General features: G+C 70.7%; 12 protein-coding genes and 1 pseudogene. All 13 read left to right on the top strand.

Annotated features, from left to right (window positions below; all coding sequences use genetic code 11):
• The first annotated feature begins 113 nt into the window (after positions 1-113).
• The gene (locus J2S44_RS18575) at positions 114-863 is read left to right on the top strand and encodes an ABC transporter ATP-binding protein (protein ID WP_310415405.1); all 750 of its coding nucleotides are present in this window, start codon (positions 114-116) and stop codon (positions 861-863) included.
• Complete coding sequence (locus J2S44_RS18580; RefSeq protein WP_310415409.1) at positions 854-2,497, top strand: ABC transporter permease; 1,644 nt, start codon at positions 854-856, stop codon at positions 2,495-2,497. The genes J2S44_RS18575 and J2S44_RS18580 overlap by 10 nt, the downstream gene beginning before the upstream one ends.
• A gap of 10 nt (positions 2,498-2,507) precedes the next feature.
• Positions 2,508-3,068: pseudogene (locus J2S44_RS18585) on the top strand (flavin reductase family protein); the annotation flags it as partial.
• A 151-nt stretch (positions 3,069-3,219) separates the two neighbouring features.
• Positions 3,220-3,549, top strand: a complete 330-nt coding sequence (locus J2S44_RS18590; protein WP_310415412.1) for a DUF485 domain-containing protein — start codon at positions 3,220-3,222, stop codon at positions 3,547-3,549.
• 5 nt (positions 3,550-3,554) lie between these two features.
• Complete coding sequence (locus J2S44_RS18595; protein WP_374727994.1) at positions 3,555-5,222, top strand: monocarboxylic acid transporter; 1,668 nt, start codon at positions 3,555-3,557, stop codon at positions 5,220-5,222.
• A gap of 88 nt (positions 5,223-5,310) precedes the next feature.
• Positions 5,311-6,285, top strand: coding sequence for a UDP-glucuronic acid decarboxylase family protein (locus tag J2S44_RS18600; RefSeq protein WP_310415416.1), 975 nt, complete (start codon positions 5,311-5,313; stop codon positions 6,283-6,285).
• 81 nt (positions 6,286-6,366) lie between these two features.
• Positions 6,367-7,638 carry an LCP family protein gene (locus tag J2S44_RS18605; RefSeq protein WP_310415419.1) on the top strand — a complete coding sequence of 424 codons (1,272 nt, stop codon included), beginning with the start codon at positions 6,367-6,369 and terminating at the stop codon, positions 7,636-7,638.
• A gap of 115 nt (positions 7,639-7,753) precedes the next feature.
• Positions 7,754-8,893 carry an LCP family protein gene (locus J2S44_RS18610; RefSeq protein ID WP_310415422.1) on the top strand — a complete coding sequence of 380 codons (1,140 nt, stop codon included), beginning with the start codon at positions 7,754-7,756 and terminating at the stop codon, positions 8,891-8,893.
• A gap of 849 nt (positions 8,894-9,742) precedes the next feature.
• A complete protein-coding gene (locus J2S44_RS18615; protein ID WP_310415427.1) occupies positions 9,743-11,002 on the top strand; it encodes an LCP family protein in 1,260 nt (419 codons plus the stop codon).
• A 19-nt stretch (positions 11,003-11,021) separates the two neighbouring features.
• On the top strand, positions 11,022-11,357 hold the full coding sequence (locus J2S44_RS18620; RefSeq protein ID WP_310415430.1) for a rhodanese-like domain-containing protein: 336 nt from the start codon (positions 11,022-11,024) through the stop codon (positions 11,355-11,357).
• Between the two features lie 101 nt (positions 11,358-11,458).
• Positions 11,459-12,916: a sensor histidine kinase gene (locus J2S44_RS18625; RefSeq protein WP_310415433.1), complete on the top strand. Its 1,458-nt coding sequence runs from the start codon at positions 11,459-11,461 to the stop codon at positions 12,914-12,916.
• A 41-nt stretch (positions 12,917-12,957) separates the two neighbouring features.
• Positions 12,958-13,389 (top strand): ATP-binding protein, encoded by a 432-nt coding sequence (locus J2S44_RS18630; protein ID WP_310415436.1) that lies wholly within the window; start codon positions 12,958-12,960, stop codon positions 13,387-13,389.
• 82 nt (positions 13,390-13,471) lie between these two features.
• Positions 13,472-14,356, top strand: coding sequence for a DUF5926 family protein (locus J2S44_RS18635; protein ID WP_310415438.1), 885 nt, complete (start codon positions 13,472-13,474; stop codon positions 14,354-14,356).
• Positions 14,357-14,492: the final 136 nt, after the last annotated feature.

Below are 14,492 nucleotides of genomic sequence, written 5' to 3' on the forward strand. Positions count from 1 at the left end.
GACGCGCGTCGCCGAGCTATCGCATGCATAACACCCAACTACCGCCAAGCAACCGATAAGGGTTCCCCCGATCGGACGGTGCCGGTGCGCCGGAACCGGATACCGTCGAGCCCATGACGTTCGCCCTGGCGCTGCACGGACTGGTGAAGCGGTTCGCGGACAGGGTCGCGGTGGCCGGGGTCGATCTCGAGGTGCCGTCCGGATCGTTCTACGGCCTGCTCGGGCCGAACGGCGCCGGCAAGACCACCACGCTCTCGATGGCCGTGGGCCTGCTCCGGCCGGACGCCGGCACCGCGACCGTGCTCGGCCACGACGTCTGGTCCGACCCGCTGACCGCGAAGCGGATGATGGGCGTGATGCCGGACGGCGCGCGGCTGTTCGACCGGCTCACCGGCGCGGAGCTGCTGGCCTGCCACGGGCTGCTGCGCGGCATGCCGGCCGACGTGGTCGACCAGCGGGCCCGCGAGCTGCTCGACGTGCTGGCGCTCACCGACGCGGACCGGACGCTGGTGGTCGACTACTCGGCCGGCATGAAGAAGAAGATCGGGCTCGCCTGCGCGTTGCTGCACGGCCCGCGCATGCTGGTGCTGGACGAGCCGTTCGAGGCGGTCGACCCGGTGTCCGCCGCGCTGATCCGGGACATCCTCCAGCGGTACGTGGCGAGCGGCAACACCGTGATCTTCTCCAGCCACGTGATGGAGGTGGTGGAGCGGCTCTGCACGCACGTGGCGATCCTGGCGCAGGGCCGGATCCTGACCGCGGGCACGATCGCGGACGTCCGGGCCGGGCAGTCGCTGGAGGAGGTCTTCGTGCGGGTGGTCGGTGGGCGCACCGCCACCGGCCAGGAACTCGCATGGCTGTGACGCCCTGGCACTTCGTGCTGCTGAAGCTGCGGGTGATGCGCAACGGGCTGCGCGGGCAGCGATGGCGGATCGCGCTGTTCGTGATCGGGCTGTTCTTCGGCGCCTGGTTCGCCGTGGTCGGCTTCACGCTCTTCGCCGTGACCGGGTTCAGCCGCGACCACACCGGCATGGCGCTCGGCGGCGGGCTGGGCGGTGCCGCCGTGGTGCTGGGCTGGCTGCTGATGCCACTGGTCTTCTTCGGCGTGGACGAGACGCTGGACCCGGCCCGGTTCGCGTTGCTGCCGCTGCGCCGCCGGACGCTGGTCGCCGGCATGTTCGCGGCCGCGCTGGCCGGCGTGCCCGCGATCACCACGCTCGCGGCCACGTCCGGCCTGGCCGTGGCCGCGGGGTTGCTCGGTGGTGCGCCGGCCGGGCTGGTGCAGCTGGCCGGCGCGGTGGCCGGGCTGCTGCTGTGCGTGTCGCTGAGCCGCGCCACGACCAGCGCGTTCTCCGCGATGCTGCGGTCGCGGCGGGTCCGGGACCTGGCCGCGATCCTGCTGGCCGTGCTGGCCGCGCTGCTCGGGCCGCTGCAGATCGGGCTGCTGGCCGCGGCCCGCACCGCGGACTGGGTCGCGCTGGCCGGCGTGGCCCGGGTGCTGGGCTGGACGCCGCTGGCCGCGGCGTACACCGTGGGGCTGGACGCGGTGGAGGGCCGCTGGTTCGCCGTACCCGCGAAGTTCCTGATCGTGGGTGGGTCCGTCGCGGTGCTGCTCCGGTGGTGGTCGTCGACGCTGGAGAGCGCGATGGCCGGCACCGCGACCACCACGTCGGGCCGGGGCACCCGGGAGGCGCCGGGCGCGTCGCCGACCACCCGGCTGTTCCCGCGGCTGCTGCGCGGGCTGCCGCGGAACCGGTTCGGCGCGCTGGTCGCGCTGCAGGTGCGGTACTGGTGGCGGGACACCCGGCGGCGGGCGAACCTGATCACGTTCGCGGTGGTCGGCGTGTTCGTGCCGCTGATGGTGAACATCGGCAGCCGGGGCCTGATCGAGGGGACCGCGGCGGCACCGCCGTCGCTGGCCACGGTGACCGCGTCGATGGTGTTCCTGGGCGTGCTCGGCGGCGTCGGGCTGGCGAACCAGTTCGGTTACGACGGGACCGCGTACGCCGCGAACGTGGTGGCCGGCGTGCCGGGCACGGCCGAGCTGCGTGCCCGGGTGGCCGGCTTCTCGTGCTACCTGGTGCCGCTGATCACGGTGATCCCGGTGGCGCTGGCGCTGGTGCTGGGCCGGCCGGGCTGGGTGCCGTCGATGTGGGGCGCGACCGCGGCCGCGTACGGCTGCGGGGTGGCGATCAACCTGTTCGTCTCCGTGCTGGGCGCGTTCTCGCTGCCGGAGACCACGAACCCGTTCGCGGTGAACACCGGTGCGGGCGTGACGAAGAGCCTGTTCAGCTTCGCCGCGATGCTCTGCACGCTGGTGCTGATGGTGCCGGTCTTCGTGGTGTCCGCGCTGGCCGGTGACGTGTGGGTGTGGGCCGGGCTGCCGGCCGGGCTGCTCTACGGCGGCGTCGCGCTGTGGTTCGGCTCCGGTCTCGCCGGGCGTCTGCTCGACCGTCGCATGCCCGAGCTGCTCTCGGCGATCTCCCCGCGGCGATGACGACGAGCGGGCTCGCGGGCGACTCCCTAGGCTCGACCGCATGAACGTCGAGGAGCCGGGTGCCCGCATTCACGCCACCGATCCGTTCGCGACGCCGGACGCGGACCGGTCGCCGGTCCGGCGGCTGCGCGGCCGGCTGGCCTCGCCGGTCACGCTCTGGACCACGCCCGGCCCGGCCGGCCTGACCGTCTCCTCCACGCTGGTCGCGGACGGTGACCCGGCGCGGGTGCTGGGCCTGATCGACCCGGAGTCGGAGCTGTGGGAGACGGCCGAGGAGACCGGCCGGATCGCGGTCACGCCGCTGGACCCGTCGCACCGGCAGCTGGCGGACCGGTTCGCCGGGCTGATGCCGGCGCCCGGCGGCCTGTTCCGCGCGGACGCGTGGACCGAGACCGCGTGGGGTCCGGTGCCGGCCGGCAGCGGGACGTGGGCGGGCGCGCGCATCGACGGTGCTCGCGAGTTCGGCTGGGGTCTGCTGGTCGAGGCGACGGTCGAACACGTCGAGGCAGGTCGGGACGCAGTGCCGCTGCTGCACTACCGAGGGCGATACCGCGAGCTGAGCGAGCGGTAGACGGCGTGACCGGGGTCACTGGGCGCATCGGTACGTCCGTTCGGCGCACCGCCGCGCCGGGATGACGATCAATGCTTTCACCGCCGGTCCCCGCTTTCTACGGTGCGGTGCGAATCGGACCACACACCCGCGAAGGTGGTGCACCGGAACCATGAGTACGGACACTTCCCCGGACCAGAGCAGATATGTCGCCGTGCAGGAGTCGGAGGAGTTCGCGGGGCTGCGCAAGGCGTTGCGCGGCTTCGTCTTCCCGATGACGGTCGCGTTCTTCCTCTGGTACTCGCTCTACGTCATCCTGTCCGCCTACGCGCGTGACTTCATGGCCATCAAGGTCATCGGCCACATCAACGTCGCGCTGATCTTCGGCCTGCTGCAGTTCGTGACCACGTTCCTGATCGCGTGGCTCTACTCGCGGTACGCGAACAAGCGTCTCGACCCGATCGCGGACAAGATCCGCGCGGAGCTGGAGGGCGACAAGTGAGAGACCTGATCTTCGCGGCGGAGGCGACGAACACCACCGCCCGCACGTTGACCATCGTCCTCTTCCTGGTCTTCGTGCTCTTCACGCTCGGGATCACGATCTGGGCCAGCCGGCAGACCAAGAGCGCTGCGGACTTCTACGCCGGCGGCCGCTCGTTCTCCGGCTTCCAGAACGGCATGGCGATCGGTGGCGACTACATGTCGGCCGCGTCGTTCCTCGGCATCGCCGGCATCATCGCACTCTCCGGCTACGACGGCTTCCTCTACTCGATCGGCTTCCTGGTCGCCTGGCTGGTGGCGCTGCTGCTGGTCGCGGAGCTGCTGCGGAACTCCGGCAAGTACACGATGGCGGACGTGCTGGCGTTCCGGATGCGGCAGAAGCCGGTCCGGACCGCGGCCGCGGTCTCCACCATCACGGTGTCGATCTTCTACCTGCTGGCCCAGATGGTCGGCGCGGGCGCGCTGGTGGCGCTGCTGCTCGGCATCCGGCCGGGCACCACGTTCCTCGGCATGGACGCGGACGCGGCGAAGCTGCTCACCATCGTGCTGGTCGGCGTGCTCATGATCGTCTACGTGACGATCGGCGGCATGAAGGGCACCACGTACGTCCAGATCGTCAAGGCGTTCCTGCTGATGACCGGCGCGGCCGTGATGACGATCCTGGTCTTCGCGTACTTCTCGTTCAACCTGTCGTCGCTGCTCGGCGCCGCCGCGGACGCGTCCGGCAAGGGCGACGCGTTCCTCCAGCCCGGCCTGCGGTACGGCGTGGAGTCCGACGACGCGCTGAAGACGCTGTGGAGCAAGCTGGACCTGCTCTCGCTCGGCATCGCGCTGGTGCTCGGCACGGCCGGGCTGCCGCACATCCTGATCCGCTTCTACACGGTGCCGACCGCGAAGGCGGCCCGGCAGAGCGTGCTCTGGGCGATCGGCATCATCGGCGTCTTCTACCTGATGACGCTCGCGCTCGGCTTCGGCGCGGCCGCGCTGGTCGGCAGCGAGGCGATCATCGCGCAGGACAAGGCCGGCAACACGGCCGCGCCACAGCTGGCGCAGGTCCTCGGCGAGGAGTACCTGGGCGGCGGCACCGGCGGCTCGGTGCTGCTGGCCGTGATCGCCGCGGTGGCGTTCGCGACCATCCTCGCGGTGGTGGCCGGCCTGACGCTCGCCTCGTCCAGCTCGCTGGCGCACGACTTCTACGCCAACGTGATCAAGGGTGGGCAGGCGTCGGAGCGGCAGGAGGTGACTGTGGCGAGGATCTCCGCGTTCGTCATCGGCGCGGTCTCCATCGTGCTGGCGATCTTCGCGCAGAGCCTGAACGTGGCGTTCCTGGTGGCGCTCGCGTTCGCGGTGGCCGCGTCCGGCAACCTGCCGGCGATCCTCTACTCGCTGTTCTGGAAGCGGTTCAACACCAACGGCGCGGTCTGGGCCATCTACGGCGGCCTGATCACCGCGGTCGGGCTCGTGTTCTTCTCGCCGGTGGTGTCCGGTTCGGCGACCGCGATGTTCCCGAACGCCGACTGGCACTTCTTCCCGCTGTCCAACCCGGGCCTGGTGTCGATCCCGGTCGGCTTCCTGTGCGGCTGGCTCGGGACGATCATCTCGAAGGAGCCCGCGGACGCCGGTAAGTTCGCCGAACTCGAGGTCCGGTCGATCACCGGAGCGGGAGCTCACTGACACACACCGTTCGCACGATCCCCGGAGGGGCGGTCCGAGATGGGACCGCCCCTTCGCTGCGTCCGGCGACGACCTATAGTCTGGCGCCATGGTCATTGCCCAGCGTTTCGGAGAGGGCCACCGGGTTCTCGTCACCGGCGGAGCCGGCTTCGTCCCGTCGCACCTTGTCGATGCGCTGATCGGCCGTGGTTGCACGGTCGTGGCGGTGGACAACTTCATCACCGGCGCCAAGGACAACCTCGGTCACCTCGCCGACAATCCGCGGTTCACGCTGATCGAGGCGGACATCACCGAGGGCCTGCCGGCGCACCACCCGGCGATCGCCGAGCGGTTCGACGCGATCATGCACATGGCGTCGCCGGCCAGCCCGACCGACTTCGGCACGATCCCGGTCGAGATCCTCCGGGTCGGCTCGATCGGCACGCTGAACCTGCTCGAGCGCGCCACCGCGGACGGCGCCCGGTTCCTGATGGCCTCCACCTCCGAGGCGTACGGTGACCCGCTGGTGCACCCGCAGCCGGAGTCGTACTGGGGCAACGTGAACCCGGTCGGCATCCGCAGCGTCTACGACGAGGCCAAGCGCTTCTCCGAGGCCGCGACGATGGGTTACCACCGCAGCCGGGGCACGGACGTGGCGATCGTCCGCATCTTCAACACGTACGGTCCTCGCATGCGCCCGGACGACGGCCGCGCGATCCCGACGTTCATCAGCCAGGCGCTGCGCGGTGAGCCGATCACCGTGCACGGCGACGGCTCGCAGACCCGCTCGATCACCTACGTGGACGACCTGGTCCGCGGCATCCTGATGCTGCTCGACTCGACCGAGACCGGGCCGATCAACTGCGGCACCGAGCACGAGTTCACGATGCGGCAGCTGGCCGAGAAGATCATCGAGCTGGCCGGCAGCTCGTCCACCGTGAAGTTCATCGAGCGCACCTCCGACGACCCGGAGAAGCGCCGCCCGGACCTGACGCTGGCCCGCACCAAGCTCGGTTACGAGCCGTCCGTCGGGCCGGACGAGGGTCTGCGCAGGACGATCAACTACTTCCAGTCCCGGGTCTGACCTGGGGGTTCGACTCCCCTAATTGTGCCGGTTCACTGTGCGTCGCCGAGCGAAATAGCTTCGGCTACGTACTCTGGACTCATGTCACCCACGGCACAATCTGGATCTTTCGGCGGCGGCGAGTTCCGGCGTGACGCGGTCGGTCCGCGCGCCCGTGCCTCGGCACCGGGCGGCGGGCCGGTGCGCGGCGGCTCCGTCCGGCCCGGGCGCGGCACGGGTCAGTCCGGCACGTACGGCGGGCCCCGCACCCAGCGGAACGGCTCCACCCGATCCGGTGGCGGCGGCGGTGGCGAGCCGCCGCTCGGTGGTGGCCGCGGCGTCTACAGCGGCGGCGGGCGACGGCCGCTCCGGCCCAACTGGAAGCGCATCGCCCTGGTCGGCGGCATCGCGGTGCTGGTCCTGCTGCTCCTGATCGGCGGCGGCCTCTGGACGTACGCGTCGAATCTCGACGGCGACCTGAAGCGCACCGACGCGTTCGCCGACCTGCGCGACGGCCGCCCGGAGAAGCCGGTCGACGGCACCATGAACATCCTGCTGGTCGGCAGCGACTCCCGGGACCCGGACGCGCAGAGCGGCGAGGCCAGTGAGTGGCGCAGCGACACGATCATCCTGATGCACGTCCCGGCCGACCACTCCAAGGCCTACCTGGTGTCGATACCGCGAGACCTGTACGTGTCGATCCCGACCAGTGCCGGTGCGGACTGCGCGGACAGCGCGCCCAACAAGATCAATTCCGCGTTCGCGTTCGGCGGGCTGCCGCTCGCGGTCAAGACCGTGGAGTGCTTCTCGGACGTGCGCATCGACCACGTGGCCGCGATCGACTTCGCCGGCTTCGTCGAGGTGACGGACGCGCTCGGCGGCGTGGACCTGACGGTCGAGCAGGACACCAAGTCGATCCACAAGCCGTTCCGCGTCTTCGAGAAGGGCGTGAACCACATGAACGGCGAGGAGGCGCTCGACTGGATCCGGCAGCGCTACCAGTTCCCGGACGGTGACTTCGCCCGGATGCGCCACCAGCAGGAGTTCCTGAAGGCGCTGATGGACAAGGCCGCGAGTTCCGGCACGCTGACCAACGCCGGCAAGCTGGACGCGTTCCTCAAGGCGACCACGAACGCGATGACCGTGGACGAGAACTTCTCGCTGGTCGACATGGCGCTGGAGTTCCGCAGCCTGCGCAGCGACGACCTGATGTTCATCACCAGCCCGAACCAGGGCAGCGCGGAGCGCGACGGGCAGTCCGTGGTGGTCTCCGACCGGGAGCCGGCGCTGGCGCTGTACGAGGCGATCGCGAACGACACGATGGACGACTGGGCCAAGGCAAACACAGAGCCACCAGCCAAAACCAACCCGTAACGCCCATGGTTCTCCCAGAGGTTGTTAACCGTTTGGCAACCTCTGGGACACCACTTGTTCGGCAACCGCGCTTAGCTTGGCGCGGAAACCGGTGGCAGGTGAGGGGATTTCACGAGTGGCGGCCAAGCGACGCAAAGACCCGCTGTGGGCGCGCCTGATCCTCAGCTTCGGTGCGGTGCTGGTGGTGGCGAGCGGCGGCACTCTGGTCGCCGCGCAAGTCGTGATCAACAAGGCGGAGAGCTCGATCACCGCCGGCACGCTCATCGAGGGTGACGCCGCCGCGGCCAGCGGCGAGTCGGGCAACAACATCGACGGCGCGGTCAACCTGCTGCTGGTCGGCATCGACGCCCGCGAGGAGGGCTCCTCCGTCACGTCGGTCCTCTCCGACACGATCATCATCCTGCACATCCCGGAGACGCACGACCAGGCGTACCTGATCTCGATCCCGCGCGACTGGCGGGTGGAGATGCCGGCCTACGACAAGGTCGGCTTCGTCGGCGCCACCGGGAAGATCAATTCCGCGTTCTCGTACGGCTACGAGGGCGAGGGCACGGAGCTGGAGAAGCGCAGCCGCGGCATGGCGGTGCTCTCCAACACGCTCAACAAGATCACCGGCATCAAGTTCAACGGCGCCGCGATCATCGACTTCAACGGTTTCGCCAGCGTGATCCACGCGATGGGCGGCGTCGACATGTGCGTCGACGAGGAAGCCGAGTCCGCCCACCTCGGCGTGGACGCGAACGGCAAGCTCGTCCAGGGCTGGTACTCGGAGACGTACGGCATCCAGCTCCCCGAGGGCGTCACGCCGCTGGTCCACAAGAAGGGCTGCCGGCTGATGAACTCGACCGAGGCCCTCGACTACGCGCGCATCCGCAAGAGCCTCAGCGACGGCGACTACGGCCGCCAGCGCCACCAGCAGCAGCTGATCAAGGCGATCGCGAAGAAGGCCACCTCCAGCGGCGTACTGACCGACCTCGGCAAGCTCAACGCGCTGACCGAGGCCGCGGGCGAGGCGTTCGTGCTGGACACCGGCGGCATCCAGCTGGCCGACTTCATCTACACGCTCAAGGGCGTCGCCGCCAACGACCTGATGCTGATCAAGACCAACGCCGGCAACCTCAACTCGGTCACCATCGACGGCCAGTCCTTCGAGCAGCTCGACGGCGAATCGATGGACATGCTGGCCGCCGCGAAGACCGGCACGCTCGGCACCTTCCTGATCGAGCACCCCCAGTTCATCGCCAAGTCCAGCTAGCCACCGCGCACCGACAATCACAGGCGACGGACGCTTTTCCCGCTTCCGGCGTGCCCACTTCCCGCACGCTCCCGCGGGCAACGGTCGTCGCCAGGGCTCCTCCCTGCACGTCCCGCACCCGGTCACCGACCCCCGGCCGCTCCTCGCCGCACGCCACGCCCGCGACGCCACACGCCGACCCGGCCCCGGCCCGGCACCGGCACCGCCCACGCCGCGATCCACGCCGCCGGGCAGGTTGCGGCTCGTCCTGCGTTCAGCGGTCACGTCTCCTTCGACGAGAACCGATCAGAGAGCGGCACAGCCCGGGCAGGAACGACGCGCTGCCGCAGTCAGCCCCAGGATGGCGCGGCACCGCAGCCATCGCGAATGCGACGCGCGAACGTCAGCCCTGGTGACCGAAGAAGGGTTTGCGGCACTGCCGATGATCTGGTCGGTTCCCGTTCGGTAAACGGCACCGGGGTCTATAAGCCGAAATATCGGACGCGGAGCGCCCTGTCAGTTCACCGTCAACGCGAGACGCATAGGCCGTGGGCCGGGGGCCGTGGCAGCGGCAGCGGGCAGCGGCAGCGGGCAGCGGGCAGCGGCAGCGGGCAGCGGGCAGCGGCAGCGGGCAGCGGGCGTGGAGTGAGGTGATGGCGGGAGGAAGGCGGGAGGGGTGTGGTGGGTGCGGAACGTGCAGGGAGGAGCCCTGGCGACGACCGTTGCCCGCGGGAGCATGCGGCACGGGACCACGCCGGAAGTGGGCAGATTCGGGCCCTGGGGTTGGGTTTTCTGGGTGGGGAGCGCAAATCCGGCAGCGCTCGTTACATCAGGTGATGTCCGTATCGTCACCACCTGGGAGAGTCTGGCATGCATGTCCGGTACCGCGCTGACTCTCCGGCCGCCGCGCCTCGCTGGAACGCGCCCACCCAGGTGCAGACGATCATTCGGCCGGTCGTGGTGCCGGAGCGGGCCGTGGTGGTGGCGTCGGAGCCGGCGCCGGCCGGGGGGCACCGGCGGCGTGCCCGGCGGCGTCGGCGCAGTCCGCTGTGGGCGCGGCTGGCCGTGGCGTTCGGTGTGGTGCTGCTGGTGCTGAGCGGTGGGGCGCTGGCCGGGGCGCAGGTGCTGATCGGGCGGGCGACGCAGAACATCGCGCAGGACAACCTGCTGGGGGACGGCAGCAAGAGCACGGCCGAGGGTGGGGCGAGCTTGGACGGCGCGATCGACATGCTGCTGCTCGGCGTGGACGTGCGGGAGAGCTGGGAGGAGAACAACACGCGGGCGGACACCATCGTCATCCTGCACATCCCGGCCACGCATGATCGCGCGTTCCTCATCTCGGTGCCGAGGGACACGCTGGCGGAAATCCCGCCGTACGAGAAGAGCGGCTTCGGTGGTGCGACCGCGAAGATCAACGACGCGTTCTACTACGGGGCGCAGAACGGTGGCGACTGGGCCGGCGGCGCGCAGCTGATGGCGGAGACGCTGAAGAACGCGACCGGCATCGGGTTCGACGGTGCGGCGATCATCGACTTCGGCGGCTTCAAGAACGTGATCGACGAGCTCGGCGGCGTGCGGATGTGCGTGGCCGAGCGGGTCGTCTCGCACCACATGGTCATGGTCGACGGCGAGCAGATGTACAAGGCCGACGCGCGCCGGGCCGGGAAGCGCCGGGCGGCCGAACCGGTCGTCTACGGCAAGGGGTGCCAGCAGATGAACGGCACCCAGGCGCTCGACTTCTCCCGGCAGCGCTACGGGCTCAGCGACGGCGACTACGGCCGGCAGCGGCACCAGCAGCAGATGATCAAGGCGATCGTGCGGAAGGCCGCGAGCAGCGGCATCACGGCCAACCCGCTGCGGGTCGACCAGCTGATCCGGGCCGCCGGCACCGCGTTCACGCTGGACACCGGCGGGATCCCGGTCGCGGACTTCATCTTCGCGCTCAAGGGCGTGGCGGTCGGCGACCTGATGACGCTGAACACCAACGGGGGCCGGTTCAACCCGGTCACCGTCGGCGGTACGGAGTACGAGCAGCTCTCCGAGCTGAGCGAGCGGATGTTCGAGGCGGTTCGGGAGGACCGGCTGACCGAGTTCGTGATCGAGAACCCCGAGGTTATTTCCCGAAGCTGACCCGCCGTACGCTGGAGGCGTGTTCGGATCTCAGGTTCCCAGCGTGACCGCCGCCGACGTGCCGGACGGCGCCTACCTGCTCGACGTGCGCGAGCAGGACGAATGGGAGGCCGGCCACGCGCCCGGCGCCCACCACCTGCCGATGCAGGAGATCCCGGTGCGGATCGAGGAGGTCCCGGCGGACGGCGACGTGGTCGTGGTCTGCCGGATGGGTGGCCGCAGCGCGCAGGTGGTGAACTACCTGCTGCAGAACGGCTGGGACAACGTCCGCAACCTGACCGGTGGCATGAAGGCGTGGGAGGCGGCCTCCCGCGACATGGTCACCGACGACGGGAATCCTGCCCGCGTCATCTGACGGCCCGCGTCTCCTGACGCCCGGCGCGCCGAGTGTGACGCTCGGCGCCCTCGGGTGACCGGCCACTGCGGCACACCCCCACAGCGAGGCAGACTCAAAGCATGCCGGACCGTCCCGACTATGCCGCGTTCATCGCCGGGCACACCGCGGTCATCAACATGATCAACGCGGGCGCTTCCGGGGTCACCGCCCTGAACCGCCTGCTGGAGGTCGTGCAGACCGGGCTCGGTGCGCACGGCGTCTCGTTCGCGGAGTACGGTCCGAGCCGCGGCCGCATCGTGGCCACCAGCGGCGCGTCCAGCTGGGCGCTCGGCCGGGTGGTCGACCACGCGGACCCGTCCGTCGCCCGGTTGCTGTCCGGCCCGGCGACCACCGAGGTGCCGGTCACCGCGCTGCCCGCGGAGGTGGCGGAGCAGTTCACCACGCGCGGCATCCGGCGCATGCTCGGCGCCCGGGTGGAGGCCGGCGGTCTCGCGCTCGGCTCGCTGCACGCGTTCTTCACGGACGACGAGCCCAGCTCGCCGGAGGCGCACGGGTTGCTCGGCTACGTCGCGGTCTCCGTCGCGCATCTCTACGGTGACCAGTCCGGCCTGCCGGTGCACGGCGACGGCCCGGTCGTGGCCGCGCTGGCGGACGGGCTGGCGATCGTCGACTCGCAGGGCTACGTCCGGCTGTGGAACCCGGCGGCCGAGCGGGTCACCGGCCGGACCGCGGCGCAGGCGCTGAACCGGCCGCTGCCGTTCCCGGCGCCGCCGACCGGCCGGGTGATCGACCACCGGCTGCCGGACGGCCGCTGGATGAAGATCGCGGCCGGTGACCTGCCGGGCCGGTCCTACTCGCGCGTGGTCACGTTCCGCGACATCAGCGACCAGAACCAGCTCAACCACGACTGGGACCTGTTCCTGGCGGTGACCAGCCACGAGCTGCGCACGCCGGTCACCGTGATCAAGGGGTACGCGGACACTCTCACCGGCCACTGGGACGCGCTGGCGGACGGGGACCGTCGCGAGGCCACGCGCGCGATCGGCCAGCGCGCCACGGACCTGGCCCGGCTGGTCGACCGCCTGCTGGCCACGACCGGCGGCCTCGGCCCGGTCGGCGGTTCCGCACCGGTGCCGTTCGACGTGGTGGACGCGCTGCGCGCGGCGGTCACCGAGCTCCCCACCGACCTGCGCCGCCGGCTCACGCTGGAGCTGCCGGAGGACCTGCCGAAGGCGTTCGGCGACCGGGCCGCGATCGCCACCGTGGTCACCGAGCTGGCGACGAACGCGGGAAAGTACGCGGAGGGCGACTCGCCGATCGAGCTGACCGCGGAGGCGGACGAGCAGACGGTGGCGTTCCGGGTTAGCGACCGCGGCATCGGGGTACGTCCTGAGCATGTGGAACGCGCATTCGACCGCTTCTGGCAGGGCGAATCGGGCGACCACCGCCGCTACCCCGGTGCGGGCCTCGGACTGTTCCTGGTCCGCCGGATCGTGGAGCGGCAGAACGGATGGGCCTCCATCCGGCCTCGGCCGGGCGGGGGCACGATCGTAGAGGTGCGCCTCCCCCGCGGCTGACGCGGCCGGGGCCACGGTCGAGACCTGCGAGGGGGCGGCGCATGACGGCCGTACAACAGGAGAACGGGAGCATGCAGTCCCGCAGCCTGGTAGTGCCGCATCACGCCCAAGGCGTCCGGGCCGCCCGGCGCCAACTCACCCAGGAGCTGACCGGCTCGATCACCGCGAGCCTGCTGTGTGACGTGGTCACCGTGGTCGCGGAGCTGCTCAGCAACGCGATACGGCATGCGCGTCCGCTGCCCGGCGGCGTGATCCGGTTGAGCTGGCGGCTGCGCCGTGCCACCGGTGACGCACGTGTGCTGGAGGTCCGGGTGACCGACGGCGGGGCCGCGACCGAACCGTGCATGCGCGCCGCCGGACCCCGCTCGATCGACGGCCGCGGCCTGGGCATCGTGGCCGCGATGGCGCGCTGCTGGGGCACCGACCGGAACGGCGCCGAGCACTCGGTCTGGGCCGAGTTCGCCGTCGCCTGACCGGCTCGTCGCGGAAATTCCCGCTCCCGGGATCCGCGCCGGACGAGACGCCCCGTGGGGCGACCGCCTAGGCTGGGTCGCCGTGAGCAAGCGCCGTAGGAACAATGAGTCCGCCGCCGACGCGGCACCCAAGCGCCAGAAGGTCCGGGACATCTTCGTGCACCGGCCGTTCGAGGGGCTGGCCGACGAACCGGAGTGGGTCGCGCTGCGCGAACTGGTCCCGGCCGCGTCCGCCCCGCTGCGCCTGGCCCCCGATCTGGTGGAGAAGTACGGCGAGCGCACCGTCACGCTCGCGACCGTGCTCCCGATGGCCTGGCCCGCGATGACCCGGCCGGACGGCAGCGTCTTCATCGGCCTGCAGCGGCACATCCAGTCCGGCGACGTCTCCCGGGACCTGGCCGCCGCGCTGCTCTCGGCGCTGGAGACCACGCCGGGCAGCACCGTCGCCGTGCCCGCGCTGCCCGGCCCCGGGCCGCGGCTGCAGGACGTGCTGGCGGACGGTCCGCTGGAGATCGCCATGCACGACGGCTTCGAGTTCTGGCTGGAGGAGGGCGCGGCCGACGACCCGACCGTGAAGGCGTCGCTGGAGCGGGCGAACGCGTCCGTCTACCCGACGGTCCGGCTCGCCGCGGCGCCTGCGGCGTACTGGTGTCGCGTGCCGGAGAAGTCCCACGTGCGGTGGGTGCTGCCGGACGGCGAGGACGCGGCGCTGAACGCGCTGGCCCGGCTGAGCGCGGCCGGCGAGCTGAAGCTCGGCGAGGACACCAAGTTCGCCGGCATGTTCCGCGCGCACGGTCTGCTGGTGCCGGTGTGGGACCTGCCGGTCGAGCCGGCGGGCTCGGAGTGGGAATCCCCACTCGCGGACTTCGCGAAGCGGTACGCGGCGGCGCTCACGGACGACACTCTGGACAGTGCCGCGCGGCGCGCCAAGCAGGGCCTCCTCGGCCGTCAGCTCACCCTTCGCTGATCTTTACCGAGCTTTTCGGACAGTCGGCTCGCGGCGGTGTGCGCCATGTGGGAAAAAGGTGAATAGCACGGATTCATGTCTCACTCCGCAGAATTCAGGGGTCTGGGTCTTGCATCCGTGCCGGGTCAACCACGTA

Origin of the sequence: Catenuloplanes niger (assembly GCF_031458255.1) — a bacterium.
Taxonomy (GTDB): Bacteria; Actinomycetota; Actinomycetes; order Mycobacteriales; family Micromonosporaceae; genus Catenuloplanes; species Catenuloplanes niger.